Origin of the sequence: Dokdonia sp. Hel_I_53 (assembly GCF_007827465.1) — a bacterium.
Lineage (GTDB): Bacteria > Bacteroidota > Bacteroidia > Flavobacteriales > Flavobacteriaceae > Dokdonia.
Map to the genome: position 1 here is coordinate 2,193,529 of NZ_VISL01000001.1, position 18,724 is coordinate 2,212,252.

19 protein-coding genes and 1 tRNA gene are annotated in these 18,724 nt (G+C 36.9%); 7 read left to right on the forward strand and 13 right to left on the reverse strand.

Annotated elements, in window-relative coordinates:
• The first annotated feature begins 13 nt into the window (after positions 1 to 13).
• Positions 14 to 979: an App1 family protein gene (locus OD90_RS09895; RefSeq protein WP_144669014.1), complete on the forward strand. Its 966-nt coding sequence runs from the start codon at positions 14 to 16 to the stop codon at positions 977 to 979.
• A gap of 160 nt (positions 980 to 1,139) precedes the next feature.
• Here the strand turns inward: OD90_RS09895 and OD90_RS09900 are convergent, their stop codons facing one another.
• The 12 genes from OD90_RS09900 to mutY all read right to left on the reverse strand — a co-directional run bounded on the left by OD90_RS09900 (position 1,140) and on the right by mutY (position 12,364).
• Positions 1,140 to 1,454, reverse strand: coding sequence for a hypothetical protein (locus OD90_RS09900; RefSeq protein WP_144669015.1), 315 nt, complete (start codon positions 1,452 to 1,454; stop codon positions 1,140 to 1,142).
• Between the two features lie 300 nt (positions 1,455 to 1,754).
• Positions 1,755 to 1,828 (reverse strand) — tRNA-Asp (locus tag OD90_RS09905).
• A 143-nt stretch (positions 1,829 to 1,971) separates the two neighbouring features.
• Positions 1,972 to 2,907, reverse strand: coding sequence for a DUF58 domain-containing protein (locus OD90_RS09910; protein ID WP_144669016.1), 936 nt, complete (start codon positions 2,905 to 2,907; stop codon positions 1,972 to 1,974).
• Positions 2,908 to 3,053: 146 nt separating this feature from the next.
• Positions 3,054 to 3,602 carry a ClpP family protease gene (locus OD90_RS09915; protein WP_144669017.1) on the reverse strand — a complete coding sequence of 183 codons (549 nt, stop codon included), beginning with the start codon at positions 3,600 to 3,602 and terminating at the stop codon, positions 3,054 to 3,056.
• 202 nt (positions 3,603 to 3,804) lie between these two features.
• Complete coding sequence (gene trxA / locus OD90_RS09920; protein WP_144669018.1) at positions 3,805 to 4,122, reverse strand: thioredoxin; 318 nt, start codon at positions 4,120 to 4,122, stop codon at positions 3,805 to 3,807.
• Between the two features lie 284 nt (positions 4,123 to 4,406).
• Positions 4,407 to 5,108, reverse strand: coding sequence for a zinc metallopeptidase (locus tag OD90_RS09925; RefSeq protein ID WP_144669019.1), 702 nt, complete (start codon positions 5,106 to 5,108; stop codon positions 4,407 to 4,409).
• Positions 5,109 to 5,218: 110 nt separating this feature from the next.
• Positions 5,219 to 5,494, reverse strand: a complete 276-nt coding sequence (locus OD90_RS09930; protein ID WP_144669020.1) for a SemiSWEET family sugar transporter — start codon at positions 5,492 to 5,494, stop codon at positions 5,219 to 5,221.
• A gap of 89 nt (positions 5,495 to 5,583) precedes the next feature.
• Complete coding sequence (locus OD90_RS09935; RefSeq protein ID WP_144669021.1) at positions 5,584 to 8,655, reverse strand: leucine--tRNA ligase; 3,072 nt, start codon at positions 8,653 to 8,655, stop codon at positions 5,584 to 5,586.
• Positions 8,656 to 8,824: 169 nt separating this feature from the next.
• Positions 8,825 to 9,385 (reverse strand): gliding motility lipoprotein GldD, encoded by a 561-nt coding sequence (gldD, locus tag OD90_RS09940; RefSeq protein ID WP_315897473.1) that lies wholly within the window; start codon positions 9,383 to 9,385, stop codon positions 8,825 to 8,827.
• Positions 9,382 to 10,704, reverse strand: a complete 1,323-nt coding sequence (locus OD90_RS09945) for a gliding motility-associated protein GldE (RefSeq protein WP_144669023.1) — start codon at positions 10,702 to 10,704, stop codon at positions 9,382 to 9,384. Before OD90_RS09945 ends, gldD begins: the two co-directional genes overlap by 4 nt.
• 17 nt (positions 10,705 to 10,721) lie before the next feature.
• A complete protein-coding gene (locus OD90_RS09950) occupies positions 10,722 to 11,204 on the reverse strand; it encodes a single-stranded DNA-binding protein (protein WP_144669024.1) in 483 nt (160 codons plus the stop codon).
• A gap of 101 nt (positions 11,205 to 11,305) precedes the next feature.
• Positions 11,306 to 12,364: an A/G-specific adenine glycosylase gene (gene mutY / locus OD90_RS09955; protein ID WP_144669025.1), complete on the reverse strand. Its 1,059-nt coding sequence runs from the start codon at positions 12,362 to 12,364 to the stop codon at positions 11,306 to 11,308.
• Between the two features lie 129 nt (positions 12,365 to 12,493).
• Between mutY and OD90_RS09960 the strand changes: the two genes are divergently transcribed.
• From OD90_RS09960 to OD90_RS09970, 3 genes are all read left to right on the forward strand, one after another.
• Positions 12,494 to 12,784 (forward strand): HU family DNA-binding protein, encoded by a 291-nt coding sequence (locus OD90_RS09960; protein ID WP_013750876.1) that lies wholly within the window; start codon positions 12,494 to 12,496, stop codon positions 12,782 to 12,784.
• 334 nt (positions 12,785 to 13,118) lie between these two features.
• Positions 13,119 to 14,669, forward strand: coding sequence for a ribonuclease E/G (locus tag OD90_RS09965; RefSeq protein ID WP_144669026.1), 1,551 nt, complete (start codon positions 13,119 to 13,121; stop codon positions 14,667 to 14,669).
• Positions 14,670 to 14,753: 84 nt separating this feature from the next.
• Positions 14,754 to 15,233, forward strand: a complete 480-nt coding sequence (locus tag OD90_RS09970; RefSeq protein ID WP_144669027.1) for a regulatory protein RecX — start codon at positions 14,754 to 14,756, stop codon at positions 15,231 to 15,233.
• A gap of 257 nt (positions 15,234 to 15,490) precedes the next feature.
• On the opposite strand, the gene OD90_RS09975 is transcribed toward OD90_RS09970, so the two are convergent.
• Positions 15,491 to 16,066: a hypothetical protein gene (locus OD90_RS09975; protein WP_144669028.1), complete on the reverse strand. Its 576-nt coding sequence runs from the start codon at positions 16,064 to 16,066 to the stop codon at positions 15,491 to 15,493.
• Positions 16,067 to 16,334: 268 nt separating this feature from the next.
• Here OD90_RS09975 and OD90_RS09980 point away from each other — a divergent pair, with 268 nt between their 5' ends.
• Genes OD90_RS09980 through OD90_RS09990 form a run of 3 tightly spaced genes read left to right on the forward strand, consistent with a single transcriptional unit; the run spans position 16,335 to position 18,722 of the window.
• Positions 16,335 to 16,988, forward strand: coding sequence for a metal-dependent transcriptional regulator (locus OD90_RS09980; protein ID WP_144669029.1), 654 nt, complete (start codon positions 16,335 to 16,337; stop codon positions 16,986 to 16,988).
• Between the two features lie 25 nt (positions 16,989 to 17,013).
• A complete protein-coding gene (locus tag OD90_RS09985) occupies positions 17,014 to 17,808 on the forward strand; it encodes a transporter (protein WP_144669030.1) in 795 nt (264 codons plus the stop codon).
• The gene (locus tag OD90_RS09990) at positions 17,805 to 18,722 is read left to right on the forward strand and encodes a metal ABC transporter solute-binding protein, Zn/Mn family (RefSeq protein ID WP_144669031.1); all 918 of its coding nucleotides are present in this window, start codon (positions 17,805 to 17,807) and stop codon (positions 18,720 to 18,722) included. The genes OD90_RS09985 and OD90_RS09990 overlap by 4 nt, the downstream gene beginning before the upstream one ends.
• Positions 18,723 to 18,724 lie beyond the last annotated feature (2 nt).

The following is an 18,724-nucleotide window of genomic DNA, read 5'->3' on the forward strand; positions in this document are numbered from 1 at the left end:
TGAGATAGTAGCCATGGAAGTTGACATTAGTGTTTATAGAGGATATATGAATGAGAGGGAACTTGTTATTTCTGGACATGTTTTTAATTCTTGGGCTCCTAGTCAATACAGTATTGAGAGAAGATCTGTAAAACATGCATACTCAATCCTGAAGATGTTTACTATTAAACCACAACATAATGTTAGAGTTACTTTAAAGTTTCGTGCGTTGTCAGTTACTACTCAAACCCTGAATGATGGTTATTTTGAATTCAAAGTGCCTTATAGTGATGTAGTAGAAAGTGGTTGGCACACTTGCGAAGTCATTTGTGAACATAAAAAATTCAACATTGTAACAACGGGGGAATTTTTAAAACCCTTTACCAGTTGCTATGGAATTATATCAGATATTGACGATACGTTTCTAGTGTCACATAGCTCAAATATATTCAAGAAACTATATGTGATGCTTTGGCAAAATTTAGATAAACGAGAAGTTTTTGATGATGTGCCTAAACATTATCAAGCCCTTAGCCGTGCTGGGCAGTTAGAGGCAGGTAGTTTTAATTCCTTTTTTTATGTCTCTAGTAGTGAGTGGAATCTCTATTCCTTTATTGTCGCCATTTCCAAAAAATATGAGTTGCCTAAGGCCGTTATTTTACTTAAAAAAATTAAAACTGGATTAGCAGATTTCTTTAATACAGGAGGGGGAAATCATAATCACAAGTTTGACAAAATTAAGAAGATCATCACCTTTTATCCTGATATAGAATATATTCTTCTGGGTGACGATAGTCAAAAAGATCCCTACATTTATGAACGTATTTGCAAAGAGTTTCCTGAGAACATAAATGCTATTTATATACGCCGGACTGGCAGTGAACAAAAACCAGCTGTGGAGACTATATTAAACACTATAAAAAGTTCAGGTGTTCAAACATTATACTTTGTAAACAGTCGTGATGCCATTGCCCACTCTCACGACATAGGTATTATCTAAATGCTAAGATCAGATACTTAAAACAAATTAGACATAAGATAATATGCATTCAAGTTTGAGTGGGGAACTAATAACATACAAGGCCATTATGTAAGTTAGGTTTTATAGCTCGTTTACTACTTATATATCTTTTCTAGAACTAGTTAAGAACTGTAGATCACTACTCTATTTTCTTTACAGAAAGCGCGGTATATTCATTATATCCTTTTTTGCCATCAGAGAAGCATACTTTATGATAGACGTCCAAATATAATTCTCTACCAGGATAGGCCGTCTTCGTAGAAGTATATGTCTTTACACTTCCATCGCAATCATAGACTGTCTTTTTTAATTCAACTTTCGCCTTTGTTTTAGAGGAATTAGTAAGATACCAAGTCTTCTTTCCATTTTCAGGATTCGTTTTAGTTTCTGGCCCAGCCTGAGCAAATAGGTAACCACTAAAGAGTAGTATAGAAATCATCAAAAATCGTTTCATAATGTTATCGTTTTATAAATGAATAAGAGTTATGTAGTAAACTTAGACTTTTGATTATTAAAGTAAAATACCTAATAGAGGGTATATTGCAATAAGTCTATTACAGGTGCGGTTCCTCCCATCTGCATGTTTAATAAAAATGTACAAAACAAAAAAAGCCTTTCCAAACAGGAAAAGCTTCTCATCAGGTTCAACTACAAACCCTTACCACGTGTGACGTGGCCAACACAACTTCTTTAAAAGTAAGCAATTAATTACTACTTTAAACCAAAAAAGCCCACGGACTGTGAGCTTTTATTGCGGTCTGGACGGGACTCGAACCCGCGACCCCCTGCGTGACAGGCAGATATTCTAACCAGCTGAACTACCAGACCGTTCCCCTTATGTTATAGACTTGTAGGTTGTCTTAATGCTTTCAATATTTCAACTCTAAAACTTAGAGAGCAACTCGCTTTGCTTTGTTGCGGGTGCAAATATACACTGTCTTTTTAATTGTGCAAACAAAAAAATAAATTATTTACACAAATTTTTGCCTTGCCACTAAAAAAGACGTCAAGATAGGGGTGAACCCCTTTTCAATCACCGCAGGAACATATTTTATTTTATATCTAGCACACTGCAATTCTAAATTTTTAAAATAAGTTTCCACTGCGCTTTTGTAAACGTCACGTATACTGTCTGCATATAAATTTATAGAGGCACCGCTCTCTACATCAACAAATTTGCGTGGACTATTATTAAACTCAAAATTATACTCTTTTTCTTTACTATAGGTATGAAAAAGAACCACCTCGTGCTTGTTATATTTTAAATGCTGTAAGGCTTCAAATAATTGTTCTTGTTCCAGATCGTCTTGCAACATATCAGAAAACAGGAATACTAAAGAACGTCTTTTCAACTTTTCGGCGATGAGGTGAAGATGCTTGTAGGTTTTTGTTTTTTTAGACGCTTTAGCAAAAGCAGGGTTGAGAACACTACTTAATTGATCTAGCAACATGTGGTGGTGCCGTTCACTCCCTTTCTCTCCCGTATAAAAATCATAATCTTCGCTATAAACACTCATACCTACCGCATCACGCTGTCTCTTCATAAGATTCATTATCGCGGCGCTAGCCAGTGCAGAAAAGCTAATCTTATTTAGAGTGTCTAAACTATACTTTTGCACTTCTGGATAATGCATAGAGCTACTGTTGTCTAAAATAAGATGACAGCGCAAATTTGTCTCCTCTTCGTAGCGCTTCGTGTAAAGTCTATCTGTTTTTGCGTAGAGCTTCCAGTCTATATGTTTAGTGCTTTCTCCAGGGTTGTAGATCTTGTGTTCTGCAAACTCTGCAGAGAAGCCGTGAAATGGACTCTTATGCATTCCAGATATAAAACCTTCTACTACCTGCCGGGCAAGCAGCTCAAGATTTCCAAAACCCGAAGTTTTATTTAATTCTGAAGTGATATCCATTTCGTAGAAGTTTAGAATGTAAGATAGGAGATTTTATAGAAAACTAAAAAGTGCGGAATTAACTTCCGCACTTTTTAATAAATAGTATTACCTAAAGTTAAATAGTTTTAACGAATACTCAAGAGCATGCATTAAAATGGTATCAATTACCCTTTATAAATTCCATCCACTATCCCATAGTCAACAGACTCATCTGCACCCATCCAGTGATCACGCTGGAAGTCTTTCATTACTTTATCGTAATCTTGTCCACAATTATCAGCAAGAATTTTTGCACTTAGCTCTTTTGTTTTTACAATTTCTTGAGCTGTAATCTCAATATCAGAGGCTTGACCACGAGCACCTCCAGAAGGTTGGTGTATCATGACACGAGCGTGTGGTTGGATAAAACGACGCCCTTTTTCTCCTACAGATAAAAGGATAGATCCCATACTTGCTGCAAGACCAGTACAAATTGTAGACACTGGGCTCTTAATTGATTTAATGGTATCATACATAGCAAAACCAGCAGTCACATATCCTCCAGGACTGTTTATAAATAATTGAATCTCATCATGACCTTGTGCATCTAGATATAATAAACGATCCACTACATGCTTTGCCGTCTTATCATCTACCATTCCCCAAAGGAATATTTTTCTATCATTGAGCAATTGGCTATCAATTGCATCTTGTACTTTCATTTTCTTTTCCATACGTTTTCCTTAAAAAAAGGGTGTATTAAATGTTTTCATAGCGGTTGTAATAGCATTGGTACTTTACCGCATTCAAAATTATAGAGTTGTGTGAAGGAGTCAATTTTTCGCGAAAGCAAAATCTCCATTCATACCTGCTAAAAATACAAAAAGGCTTAGCACTGTGCCAAACCTTTTTTATAATCTTATAAAGCGGTATCGCTTATAAAAGTCCGTCTATTGCCTCTGTGTAAGTAGCTTTAGGTGCAACGCCTACTTGACGTCCTACAACCTCACCACCTTTAAACATAAGTACTGTTGGTATGTTACGCACGCCATATTTTGCTGCAAATTCTTGGTTTGCATCTACGTCTACTTTTCCTACTACTGCTTTTCCTTCGTACTCTCCAGCAATCTCTTCGATTACAGGGCCTACCATACGACAAGGTCCACACCAAGCAGCCCAAAAGTCTACTAATACGGGCTTGTCGCTTTTTAATACTTGCTCTTCAAATGTTGCATCTGTGATTTCTAATGCCATAACTATATATTTTTAATGAGTTATCCTCTGTTTATATTACAAATTTAGTCAAATATCACTCCAAACCCCTTATGCTGCATATCACCTTTACTTATTGCGCCATTGTGGCAGGTTATACAAGTGTCTTGGGCGTGACCACAAGGGTCGGGCTTTCGCTACTACTCCTCGCAGCTACGGAGGTTTCGATCTCTCTCGACTTCTAGTCAAGATACGCAACCACCTCCGCTACTGTGGGGTAACCGCTCTATCCCTCACGCAAATATTCCTGCGGTTTTTTAATTCTGTTACCTCCTACTACCCAAAACTTGCAATGCAAAATAAAGTAAGGTAGCTAGTGAACCTATCGCTGCAACAAGATACGTACGTGCTGCCCATTTAAGGGAATCTTCTGCACCATCATATTCTTGCGGAGTCAACATGTTTTCAGTTTTTAACCATTTAAGCGCTCTATTACTTGCATCATATTCTACGGGTAACGTAATAAAAGTAAAGATGGTGGTAAGTGCGTACAAACCTAATCCTACGATGGCCAAAATTCCGCCAAATTGTGTCGTAGCCATTAAAGCTATACCTCCAATGATAACCCACATGCTAAATTTTGAAGCAATTCCTACCACAGGAACCAACTTTGAGCGCATGGTTAACCAGCTGTACGCCGTGGCGTGTTGTACAGCGTGACCAACCTCATGTGCTGCAACCGCGGCTGCTGCTGCGTTACGCTGATTGTAAACTGCTTCACTTAGGTTCACTGTTTTATCTCTTGGATTGTAGTGATCTGTCAATCTTCCTGGAGTTGAAATAACACGTACATCTGTTATATTATTATCTGAAAGCATCTTTTGAGCAATCTCTGCACCAGACATGCCGTTTTGTAAATGTACATTTGAGTAGTGCTTAAATTTACTTTTAAGCTTGTTACTGACTAACCAGCTTACTAATGCGATGGCTCCCACAACGATGTAGTAGCCCATATATCCTCCTAACATAATTTTCTATTTTAAGTCCTCTAAAGTTACAAAGTATACTGTAAATGTTATGCTAAAGTTTGCAATAGGATTGTAGAAGATTCTAGTAGCAAGAATAGAGTTAATTAGAATTAGGAAGATTTTTTACCATATTTAAGTTTAAAGAACACGAGTAGAAAAACAGATACAATGGTTATTCCGTTTGCCAATAATAATGCAAGACTTTCCTTAAAAATCCCGTAAACAAACCAAAGGCTCACACCGGCAAAAAATAATGCTAGCATGTATAGGTTAAGTCCTGAGACATCCTTGGTTTTCCAAGTCTGGTAAACCTGAGGAAGAAAAGCGGCGGTAGTTAATGCCGCCGCTATTAATCCTATAATCTCTATGCCATCTATGTTTACCATATTCTCACATTTTAAAACTAAAGTCACTGTTCGTTAAAGCAATAAATAGCTTTTGAGGGTAAAGCGATATCTATGTGAAATGATACTTCTTACCCCACAATATTTACAATCTTCCCTGGAACGATAATTACTTTTTTAGGCTCCCGACCATTTAAATACATCTGTGTTTTTTCGTGAGCCATCACGGTTTTTTCAATCTCGTCCTTTGACATGTCTAAAGGTAGTTCTAAAGTAAACTTCATTTTCCCGTTAAAAGAAATAGGGTAGTTTTTAGAACTTTCTACTAAGTGACTAGCATCAAAAACAGGAAATGCAGCTTCAGAAATACTTTCGGTGTGTCCAAGTTTATTCCATAGCTCTTCTGCGATGTGTGGTGCATAAGGAGCAATTAAGATTGCAAGCGGTTCTAGAACCTCACGAGAAGTACACTTTTGAGCATTTAATTCATTTACCGCAATCATAAATGTAGAGACAGAGGTATTGAAAGAGAAATTTTCAATGTCTTCTTCTACTTTTTTAATTGTTTTATGAAGTGTCTTTAAACTGTCTTTGCTGGCACCAGCCTCAGAGATATAAAACTCAGCTTCTTCTTGCGGTACTTGTTTTGTTTCTTCTTTTTTGTCTTGTGGCACATAGTTGTGATATAACTTCCAGAATTTCTTTAAGAAACTATGTACACCCGTAATACCTGCCGTGTTCCAAGGTTTTGCTTGCTCTAGCGGACCTAAAAACATCTCATACATACGTAAGGTATCTGCCCCGTACTGCTCACAGATTTCATCTGGATTGACCACGTTGTATTTGGACTTAGACATTTTTTCGACTTCGCGGGAAGCAGTAAATTTATCACTATCTACTTTTGCTACATTTCCTTCATCGTCAATAAAAATAGCATTTTCAAGTTCTGGTAGCCATCTAGAAAATTTATCTAAATCAACTTGATTTGAAGAGTCTATAAAACTAACATCTAAATGGGTTGGTATAAAATCCTTAATATTCGCTTTTGCCTTTACTAATTTCGGCCCGAATATTTCCCGCATTTGAAGCAGCAAGTTATTTTCGAAATTTACGACATCAATTTCTTTTGATGATAATTTTTCATACATCCCTCCAGAAAAAATGATTGGAATTTTTTTCATCTTTTCTTTTATGTCTGAACCTTCCGAATCTAATCCAAACCCAATCCATCTATAAACAAAAGCACTCGTCCCCAAGATCATCCCTTGGTTGATCATTTTTTGGAAAGGTTCTTCTACACCTACATAACCTCTGTCCTTTAAGAATTTTACCCAGAAGCGAGAGTACAACAAGTGTCCTGTTCCATGCTCAGAGCCTCCTATGTATAAATCTACATTGCCCCAGTAGTCTAATGCTTCTTTACTAGCAAACACTTGATCGCGCTGGGCTTTCTCCATATACCTAAAGAAATACCAGCTACTTCCTGCCCAACCCGGCATGGTGTTTAATTCTAATGGGAAAACTGTTTGGTCATCAATCAAATCATTAGATACGACTTCATTTTTTGAAGTATCCCACGCCCAAACATCGGCGCGGCCTAGTGGTGGTTCTCCTTCTTCTGTTGGAAGATATTTTTCTACTTCTGGGAGGCGTATAGGTAAATGCGCTACATCAATCATTTTAGGAATGCCGTTGTCGTAATATACTGGAAACGGCTCTCCCCAATATCGTTGACGACTAAAAACAGCATCGCGCAATCGATAATTTGTTTTACCAGATCCTGCACCCATTTTCTCAAGCTCGTAGATCGCAAGTTTTACGGCCTTCTTATATTTCAAACCGTTGAGGAAGTCGGAGTTTGTAATTACCGTACCTTCTTTATCTGCATAGGCCTCCTCTGAAATATCAACACCTTCAAAAACATTTGGAATAGGAATGCCAAAGTGCGTTGCAAAATCATGATCACGTTGATCACCACATGGTACAGCCATTACGGCTCCAGTACCATACCCCGCCAATACATAATCACCTATCCAAATAGGAATAGGCTCCTTCGTAAATGGATGCTCTGCATAAGCTCCTGTAAAAGCACCAGAGATGGTTTTTACATCTGCCATACGATCACGCTCAGAACGTTTTGCTGTAGCCTCAATGTATGCATCAACTTCTGCTTTTTGTGCTGGAGTGGTAATCTCCTGTACAAGATCTAACTCTGGTGCTAGTGTCATGAAGGAAACTCCAAAAATAGTATCAGGTCTAGTTGTAAAGACTTCAATTTTTTTATCGTGATCCTTTAAATCAAAAGAAACGGTAGCACCCACAGATTTTCCAATCCAGTTGCGTTGTGTTTCTTTAATCGACTCACTCCAGTCTATGGTCTCTAACCCTTGCCTCAAGCGTTCTGCATAGGCCGAGATACGCATAGACCATTGAGTCATTTTTTTACGTACAACGGTGTGACCACCACGCTCAGAAACGCCATTTACAATCTCATCATTAGCTAAAACTGTTCCTAATGCTGGGCACCAGTTCACTTCAGTCTCAGCTAAGTAGGTGAGTCTATATTGTAATAAAATATCTTGTTGTTCTTTCTCTGTAAAGTTTGTCCACTCTGCAGCTGTAAATGGTGCAATACCTTCATCGCAAGCAGCGTTTATCTGGCTGTTTCCTTCTTTCGCAAAAGCGGAAACCAGCGTATCTATCTGCTCTGCCTTATTTGTATCGTAATTATACCAAGAGTTAAACAGCTCTGTAAAAATCCACTGTGTCCATTTATAATAGGCAGGATCTGAAGTGCGTACTTCACGACTCCAGTCAAAAGAAAAACCTATTTTGTCTAACTGCTGGCGATAGCCTGCAATCTCATTACCTTGATTATCTACACCACCTTCAATATTGACCCTTGTGGTTACCGCGGGATGCTGCCCTGTCTGGATAGCATATTGCTCTGCAGGAAGTCCAAAAGAATCATAACCCTGTGGATGAAGCACATTAAAACCCTTTAATCGCTTATAACGAGCATACACATCACTAGCGATATACCCAAGTGGGTGACCTACGTGAAGTCCCGCTCCAGAAGGGTAAGGAAACATATCGAGCACATAATATTTAGGCTTATCGCTGTTATTTGATGCGTGAAAAGTGCCTTTGTCTGCCCAGTATTTTTGCCATTTGGCTTCAATCTCGTTAAAGTGATATTTCATTAGGTATGTGTTGTAGTTACGCTTTCGCGAAAGCGGAATAGGTCTCAGTTTTAAGACGGCAAATTTACAATTATTTATACGGATAGAATTTTGCAGCGAGGATCACTGGAAAATGAAGATTTTCTTAGCGTAAGATTTGAAGATTAGCTTTGGATAAGAGAAGCCGTTTTTATTTTTTCCACTCAATTGTTTCCATTAAATGACGGATGTCATTTTTGAGGTATACTGCGGCTGGGTAAATGCTATCGTAATTGGGCTTTGTATTGAAGTAAATAGAACCCGTAAGAAAATGATTAGTACTATCTGTAATGTAAAATTGCGATTGAGAGGCGGCATTCCCTTTTACATCATAAAACATCCCGTAGGCATTTTGCTTTTCATTAATGTATTTTTCCTCAATAATATCGTCTGCTTTGCGTACGTGCTCATACGTAAGTTTTTGAGCATCACTGAGGAGTGCATTGATGTTATCCTCTACCTTTCTATAAGTTAAAAAAATACTTCCGTCGAGGCTAGGGTATTCAATTGTAGCTGCGCAGTTATTTTTTAGGTATAAATTGCTTAAATCATTTTTATCAAAAGAATATGTGCACTCAGTGATAACTCTTTTATACGTTGGAGCAGGGTAGGAGAGACTTAGTTGACTTTTTGGTTTAGGTAGGGTGTCTCCACCACAGGCGGCAAAGAGATAAAAACTGATTAAGATTAAAATGCCTTTAAAAGTTCTCAAGATAGGATCGTAAATTTAAGTTGTTTGATACGTTTTTTGTCAATTGCTTCTATGGTAAACGCATAATTTTCGTAATTTATTACTTCATTTTTACGTGGAAAACCACCTGAGATTTCTAAGACAAAACCTGCAACAGTTTCTGCTTCTCCTTTTTTCATTTCAAAGATGGAATCATCTTCAATTTTTATAATTCTGTAAAAATCTTTGAGAGAAGTTTTTCCGTCAAATACCCAATTGTTGTCGTCAAGCTTAGAGTAGATGATATTTTCATCGTCAAACTCGTCTGAAATGTCACCTACAATTTCTTCAATAATATCTTCAAGAGAGATAAGTCCACTGGTGCCTCCATACTCATCTACTACAATAGCGAGATGATTTTTTTTCTCTTTAAATTCTGCGAGAAGATCATCTAACTTTTTATTTTCTGGTACAAAATAGGGTTCGCGTATCAGTTGTGCCCAGTCAAACTCTTTCTTACTGAGGTGTGGAAGTAAATCTTTAATGTAGAGAATTCCAATAATAGTGTCTATACTATCTTCAAAAACAGGAATTCTAGAAAATCCGTTTTCTGTTATTTGAGGGAGTATGGTGGCGTAGCTGTCTTCTTTATTAAGCGCAAATAAATCCATGCGAGGACGCATTACTTGTTTTGTATCTGTATTACCAAAAGAGACAATTCCTTGTAAGATTTTTTGTTCTTCTGAGGTGGTATCCTCTTCACTGGTAAGTTCTAATGCCTGAGAGAGTTGGTCTACATTGAAACTTGTTTTTTGCTCGCCTAATTTATTCTGGATCCATAGCGTAGCATGTCTCATAGGTCCACTAAGTGGGGTGAAAATTACATCCATCACCCTAAGAGGATATGCCATAAGTGTGGCAAATTTTTTATTATTTCTTATAGCATAAACCTTGGGTAAAATTTCTCCAAAGAGCAAAATTAAAAACGTAATTAAAACGACCTCAAGTAAAAAACGTATTTCAATACCAATAAATTTTTGAGTGATATTGGCAAAAATAACCTCACCCAAACTTGCAAAAAGTAATACGATGGCAATGTTAATGGCATTATTTGCGACTAAAATGGTGGCGAGTAGTTTTTTTGGTTTACTTAGTAGCTTTTTAACCACCAGCATTTTACGATCTGCAATTTGTCCTTCTGTCTCAATTAGGTCATTAGGAGATAAAGAGAAAAAGGCAACCTCTGCACCACTTATAAGCGCAGAGCATATAAGTAAAATGATAAGCGTGACTATAGAAAATAAACTTGCTGAGTCAAGAGCAAGGAAAATTATAAATAAGGGTTCGGGGTCTGGGTCCAAAGGCGTATTATTTTAATTTAAAACGGCAAATCATCTACATCCTCATTCGTACTGCTTGGTGTAGCGGGTTGGGAGGGTTGATTAGGATTGTAAGGCTGAGCTTGGGCTTTAGGCTGCGCAGCTTGATAGGCACTTTGATTACCAGACTGCGAAGTGTTATCTCCTTTAGGTGACAAAAAGGTAAATTCCTGACATTGGATTTCTGTGCTGTAGCGATCTAAACCTTTGTCATCTGTCCATTTTCTAGTTTTAAGACGACCTTCAATATATACCTTATCTCCTTTTTTTAAGTACTTTTCGCAAATTTCGGCAGCTTTATTGCGCACAACTATATTGTGCCATTCAGTATTACTTACGCGCTCTCCTGTCGTGCGATTTACATATTCCTCATTAGTCGCTACTGGAAATCTGCCTATAGACCCACCTCCTTCAAAATAGTTCATCTTCACATCATCTCCCGTGTGACCTATAAGAATCACTTTATTTATTGTTCCTGCCATAATATCAAATGTAATAAATTCTCAGATGTGTGTAGGTTAATGCTATTGTATAAATGTAAAAGATTCTTGAGATCTTTAAAAATTTGATATAGAAATGCGTGTTATGTTTTATCAAAAAAAGCGTCTATAAAATTCTCTATGAGAACAGGGACCGGAAAATTTCTAATGTTTTTTACCGCTATTACCTCATTCTCTAAAGAGTTTACCTCTATAATCCAGAAAGTCGTGTAAAGATGCTGATGGGATAATTTATGAAGTACAGGTTTGTCATTATACCTTATAATATTTGTGGTTTCAATGTTTTTTAATGCTGTGGAGGCGTTTACGCTTTCGCGAAAGCGTACTTCCTCCTTCTCATCCACAAAATGATCTGTTTCTATAAGTGGAAATTCATAGAGCCCCTGCCAGATACCTTTTCCTTTACGCTGTTTAAGAATTGTGGTCTGATCCTTAGAGTTAAATACAAGATAATTAAGATGTCGATATTTAACCTTGGTTTTTTTTAATTTAACCGGTAATCTATGTATACTATTGTTCTGAAAGGCAGTACAGCGATCATTATATATACAATGGAGGCAATAAGGATTTTGAGGTTTACAATGGATAGCGCCAAATTCCATAATTGCTTGATTGAAATCTGCTGGTCGTTTTTTATCAATCAATTCTTGTGCTAAGGCTTTAAATTCTTTTATTCCCTCAGTACTATTTATTGGAGTTTCAATGCCAAACACCCTAGAGAGCACTCTATATACATTGCCATCTACCACAGCGGTAGGTTCATTAAAACATATGCTAGCTATGGCGCTTGCAGTATAATCTCCTACCCCTTTTAATTTTTTAATTTCTGAATAAGTTGATGGAAATTTCCCGTCCATTTCATTTACGATCATTTTGGCAGAAAAGTGTAGGTTCCGACCTCGTGAATAATAACCTAGTCCTTGCCATAATTTAAGGACCTCTTCCTCACTAGCTGCAGCAAGATCTTGAACGGTTGGAAAAGCTTCTGTAAAAGAAATGTAGTAGGGTAAACCTTGCGCTACTCGCGTTTGTTGAAGTATGATTTCTGAGAGCCAAATTTTATAAGGATCTGTGGTGTTGCGCCACGGCATATCTCGTTTATGCTCTATGTACCATGTAATGAGTTTGTTAGAAAACGACACCTTTCTATTTTGTTTTGAGCAAAACTAGATGTTATCTACCTATTTTTTAAAAGATTATGTTTGATTCTTTGAAATTTTATTGCCTATATTTGCAATCTTGAATTTTTAACCCCCTAAATATTTGACATTATGACGAAAGCTGATATCGTAGCGAAGGTTTCTGAGAAACTAGGTATCGAAAAAAATGACGTGCAGGCAACTATCGAATCTTTTATGGAAGAAGTGAAAACTTCTTTAGAAGGCGGAGATAACGTGTACTTAAGAGGATTCGGTAGCTTTATTATCAAAACTAGAGCTGAGAAAACTGGTAGAAATATTTCAAAAAATACGACTATCAAAATACCAGCACATAATATTCCAGCGTTCAAGCCTGCTAAAGTTTTTGTAGAAGGCGTAAAAACGAACGTTAGCGTAGACTAATAAATAATTTAAAACACTCATTTTTATGCCAAGTGGTAAAAAAAGAAAAAGACACAAGGTAGCGACGCACAAGCGTAAGAAAAGACGTAGAGCAAATCGCCACAAAAAGAAAAAGTAGTCGGTAGACTACTTTTTCTTTTTAACACCTCTCTATGTGAGAGGTGTTATTATTGTTCTTTGACATCGTAGTACTTGTAATCTCAAAAACCTTGGAGCGTTACAACCTACACCGCATTTATTACACACCGTATGCATACCGCATACACAAATCACCTGTGATAAATTAAAATTATCAACCATTCCTAATGAGATTAGGAATAAAAATTACTACACCGTGAATAAAGAATTGATCATACGATCTAGTTCCTCCGTAGTTGATTTTGCCTTACTAAAAGATGGAAAACTTATTGAACTTCATAAAGAAGAAGATGGAAATAAGTTTAACGTAGGCGATATTTATATCGCAAACGTGCGTAAAGCTGTATCTGGACTCAATGCTGCATTTGTAAATGTAGGATATGAGAAAGATGCCTTTTTACATTACCACGATCTTGGGCCTAAACTGCCCACGCTTCAGAAATACATTAAACATGTAAGCACAGGTAAATTAAAAGACTATTCCTTACAAAACTTTACTTTTGAAAAAGACATAGACAAAAACGGTAAAATTGCCGATGTTCTAAAGTCTAAACAACCAGTACTTGTACAAATCGCAAAAGAACCTATCTCGACCAAAGGACCTCGCATTAGCAGTGAGCTTTCTATAGCTGGACGATATATTGTTCTCGTGCCTTTTTCTGACCGTATCTCTATCTCTCAAAAGATAGAAAGTAAAGAAGAAAAAGCGCGTCTTAAGCGATTAGTCACTAGCATTAGACCTAAAGGTTTTGGTGTTATTGTACGTACAGTAGCTCAAGGAGTTAAAGTAGCAGAACTAGATAAGGACCTGCAAAATTTAGTGGACAAATGGACCACTATGAGCAAAAAAATTCCAGGAGCACATCACCCTAGCAAAATATTGGGAGAAATGAATAGAGCATCGTCTATCCTTAGAGATATATTTAACGATAGCTTTACCAGTATTACCGTAGATGATGAAACGCTCTTTTATCAAATTAAAGATTACCTCAGCGAGATTGCACCTCATAAAGAGGGCATCGTAAAGTTATACGATAGTCAAGTACCTATTTTTGAAAAATTTGGTATTGAGAGACAGATTAAAACCTCTTTTGGTAAAACTGTTTCTATGAGTCGTGGCGCATACCTAGTTATTGAACATACAGAAGCCCTACACGTGGTAGATGTAAATAGTGGTAACAGATCTAATAAAGCAAAAAGTCAAGAAGAGACTGCGCTTGAAGTGAACATGATTGCTGCTACAGAAATGGCTCGCCAGCTAAGCCTCCGTGATATGGGAGGAATAATAGTGGTAGACTTTATCGATATGAATAAAGCAGAGAACCGTCGCAAGCTCTTTAATCACCTCAAAGAGGAGATGAAAGATGATCGCGCAAAGCACAAAATATTACCGCCTAGTAAATTTGGACTTATCCAAATTACTAGACAACGAGTTCGCCCAGAAATGAATATAAAGACCCGTGAGGAAAATCCTAACGGAGGTGATGAGGAGATAGAAGCTCCTATTGTCATTGTCGAAAAACTTCAGGCACAACTCATACGCATTCTTAAGAGTGGTCATAAAAAAGTGACCCTGCACGCACACCCCTTCGTTGCAGCTTTTATTACAAAAGGCTTTCCGTCCATTCGTTCTAAATGGTATTTAAAACACAAAAAATGGGTCAAAGTAATGCCTAGAGATGCATATACGTATCTTGAGTATAACTTTACTGACCAAAACGGAAAAGACATTAAGATTGAAAACTAGAAATACCCTGTCCTCACTCGAGGATAGGGTTTTTTTATGCGCTTTCGCGAAAATGAACCGCCTCTAATCCACTACATTTGTAGTGTGCGACAACCCGTTAAAACATACACCGTAGAAGAAGCCAAACGTAAGTTAGAAGCTTATTGTGCCTATCAAGAGCGTTGTCATAAAGATGTAGCTTGTAAACTGCGTGAGATGCGCATGATTCCAGAGGCTATAGATATTATTATAAGTCATCTCATCGAGCACAATTTCTTAAATGAAACCCGATTTGCTCAGGCATTTGCACGAGGAAAATTTAGACAAAAAAGTTGGGGTAGAAACCGTATCACACGCGAACTCAAATCACGTCATATTTCAGCTTACAATCTTAAGATGGCAATAAAAGAGATAGATTCAGAGGAGTATTTAGAAGTGTTTGACACCCTTTCGCGAAAGCGGTATGAACAACTATCCTCAGAGTCAAACGTACAGCGCAAGCGTAAAAAACTAGCAGATTATTTATTGTATCGTGGTTGGGAGAGTGGGATGGTGTATGAGAAGGTGAGGGAATTAGTTTGTTAGAACCTAAAGATCGCTTTGAGTAACAAGTAACGCGGTAATAGCCTATACTCAGTTGTGGAGCTTCATAAATCGCTTATAGTAAATTCTCTAACTATGATTAGTCCGGCTCAAGGAAGGAGGAAAGCTATAAAAAAGATAGCAATTAAGTGCTAAGCGTATCTTTTAGCACTTAATTGTTTTTTTTTAAACCGTGTTATACCACGTTGCTTTGATACAAACTTTATTTTTATTTAAAGTACAAAAGCTTTATTTTAGGACTAGCAGGCTGCACAATGTCCAGCTATAACTGCTGCAATCAAGACAGGATTAGTTGCTTGAGCAACACAACCGACCATACCATCACAAAATTCATCCCACTCTCTTTTAAAACACTTATCAAAATCTTCACTAGAAGGATGCTCATCACACGGAGCCACAAGTCTTGCTGCTAATTTACTATCTAAGTTAGTTCGAGAATTAACAGCTTTGATGTATTCTTGTTTAGGGATACTATTCATAAACATTTCTGATTGAGAATTCATATTTCTATTAAATTCTTCAGAACTAACTTGATTTAATGTAAAGGACTCATTATTAATTCTAGAACCTGAGATAGTATAACCTTGATTATTTGTTTCAATAAACAATTTTCTACCATCTGGGTAATTAAATTCATAGCCTCCTTTGTCTAAAATTGTTGTGCTAATACCATATTTTGATTCTAGAATTTTTGACATCTCAATATCAGCATTAACGTCACTAGTTTCTATATCATCGGTATTATTAGAACAACTAAACATTACTATTGATAGTAATATCATTGATAATAAAGATAAGTTTAAATATTTTTTCATTGGTATAAGTTTTAAATGGATTCTTAAGAAATTTTTATAGTCGCTCATAAGTTAATCGACTTAAAGCAGTGTGTAGAATTAAAGTATGCGCATTACTTAATTCAACTACTACTAACTAGTTAACTAGATGATTAATCGAGATAAACTTACAATTAAACTACATACCTATTTGGCGGATTACCGCCAAATAGAATATTATACAAATAATTTAGTCTAACCTAAATATTTTTTTTACTACTCCATAATTAAAGTTTACTTTTGCCGTATTATGTATACAAGGTCAGAAGAAAACTATCTAAAAATTATCTTTCACTTAGAGCGTGAGTTTGATAAGGAGGTGAGTACCAATGCTATTGCAGAAACAATGGAGACAAAAGCCTCTAGCGCTACAGATATGGTGCAAAAGCTAGCAGATAAGGGATTGCTTACCTATCGTAAATATAGAGGAGCGCGTCTCTCAGACGAGGGTAAAAAAGCAGCCATACAAATTGTGCGTAAGCATCGTTTATGGGAAGTTTTCCTAGTGGACAAGCTTAATTTTCACTGGGATGAGGTACACCATATCGCAGAGCAACTAGAACATGTGCAATCTAATGAACTCACCAATAGGTTAGACAAGTTTTTAGACTTTCCTGATTATGATCCACATGGTGATCCTATCCCCGATAAAAACGGAAATATTAAAAGTGCAGACAAACGCCTGCTTTCTGAACTTGATAAAGGACATCAAGGTATCTTAGTGGGAGTAAGAGAAACTTCTACAGAATTTTTACAATTTCTAGATAAAAGAAATATTGCTATCGGATCAAAAATAAAAGTTTTAGGGCGGGAATTTTTTGACGGATCTATGGTGATACAAGTAAAGAGAGAGCAATTTTTTATCTCAAAAAAGATTGCAGAAAATTTATATATACAGATTTAATTCAGCCAAATAATTAAGAGTTTAGATGAAAAAAATAATTACCGTAGTAGTATTGCTTACAACAAGTATGTTTTCGCTTCAAGCGCAAGAAGGAGACCAGCCAGTAGGTCTCATTACAGATAGACCAGACGCCACGGAGGCACCAACCACCGTGCCTAAATCAAGTTTACAAGTAGAAACAGGTACCTTTTTTACAAACTATGAAGATGGTGTTTTAGAAGAAAATGTAATTGGATATAACACTACACTTTTGCGATACGGGCTTTCTTCAAGATTAGAATTACGCGTAGGTTGGAATTTTGAAGAAACAACTATAAATCTCAACAATCAAGAAATTGCAAAGTTAAATGGCTTTTCTCCACTTCTTTTTGGTGCCAAAGTGGCCATTTTTAAAGAGCAAGGATGGATGCCTGAGGTAGGGCTTATCGGCCATTTATTTTTACCATTTACCGCAAGCAGTGACTATAAGCCAGAGTATACCAGCGCAGACTTTAGATTTGCGTTTAATCATACGTTGTCTGAAAAATCTGGGCTGGCGTATAATATTGGTGGCCAATATGGAGGAGATTCACCAGAGCTTGCTTATATCTATACGATTGCTTACGGATATGCTTTGACAGATCAATTAGGAATGTACGTAGAGCTCTATGGTGATTTGCCAGAAGATAGTCGTGCAAATCACTTTTGGGATGCAGGGCTCACTTATGCGGTAGCCCCGCTCGTGCAATTAGATGCAACAATAGGTAGAAGTATTACAGAAGGTCAAGATTTACTGTTGAGCGCAGGAGTGAGCTTTAGAATTGATAAAAATAAACAATGAAATTAATAAGAATAGTTACAGTTGCCATTTTCGCTTTAAGCGTGATAAGTTGTAAAGATGGCAAAGAGGATAATGGTAAACTAAATGTAGTAGCTACTACATCAATGATTACAGACCTTGTCAAAAACATAGGCGGAGACTATATTAATCTACAAGGGTTGATGGGCGCAGGTGTAGATCCGCATCTATACAAAGCAAGTGCAGGCGATGTTACAAAACTTTCTAATGCAGATGTTATTTTCTACAACGGACTTCATCTTGAGGGTAAACTAGTGGAGGTGTTTGAGAAAATGAATGCCAGTCAAGTTGCTCAAGTGCCTCTAGGTGAGGCGTTAGATAAAAGTACACTCATTGGTTCAGATTATTTTGCATCTAATTATGATCCCCATGTGTGGTTCAACATTCAGTACTTCAAACAATTTGTAGTTGAGGTGACTAATACGCTATCGCGAAAAGACCCAAAGCATGCAACCTTTTATAAAGAAAATTCTGAGGCCTATCTCGCAAAATTAAACGTCTTGGAGACTGAAATAAAAAGAATTATAAATACCCTGCCAGAGGATAAAAGAATATTGGTTACGGCACACGACGCCTTTAATTACTTTGGTAAAAGTTATGGTTTTGAAGTAGTAGGTCTTCAAGGTTTATCTACTGCAACAGAGGCTGGTGTTAAAGACGTACAACGCCTCTCACAATTTATTATAGAAAATAAAGTCAAGGCCATTTTTGTAGAGAGTTCTGTACCTAGAAGAACAATAGAAGCTTTACAAGCCGCTGTACAATCTAAAAATCATGAAGTAGAAATAGGAGGTTCTTTGTATAGTGATGCTTTGGGTAATAAAGGAACTGTTGAGGGAACGTATATAGGCATGTTTAAGTATAACGTAAACACCATAGTAGACGCATTAAAATAAGG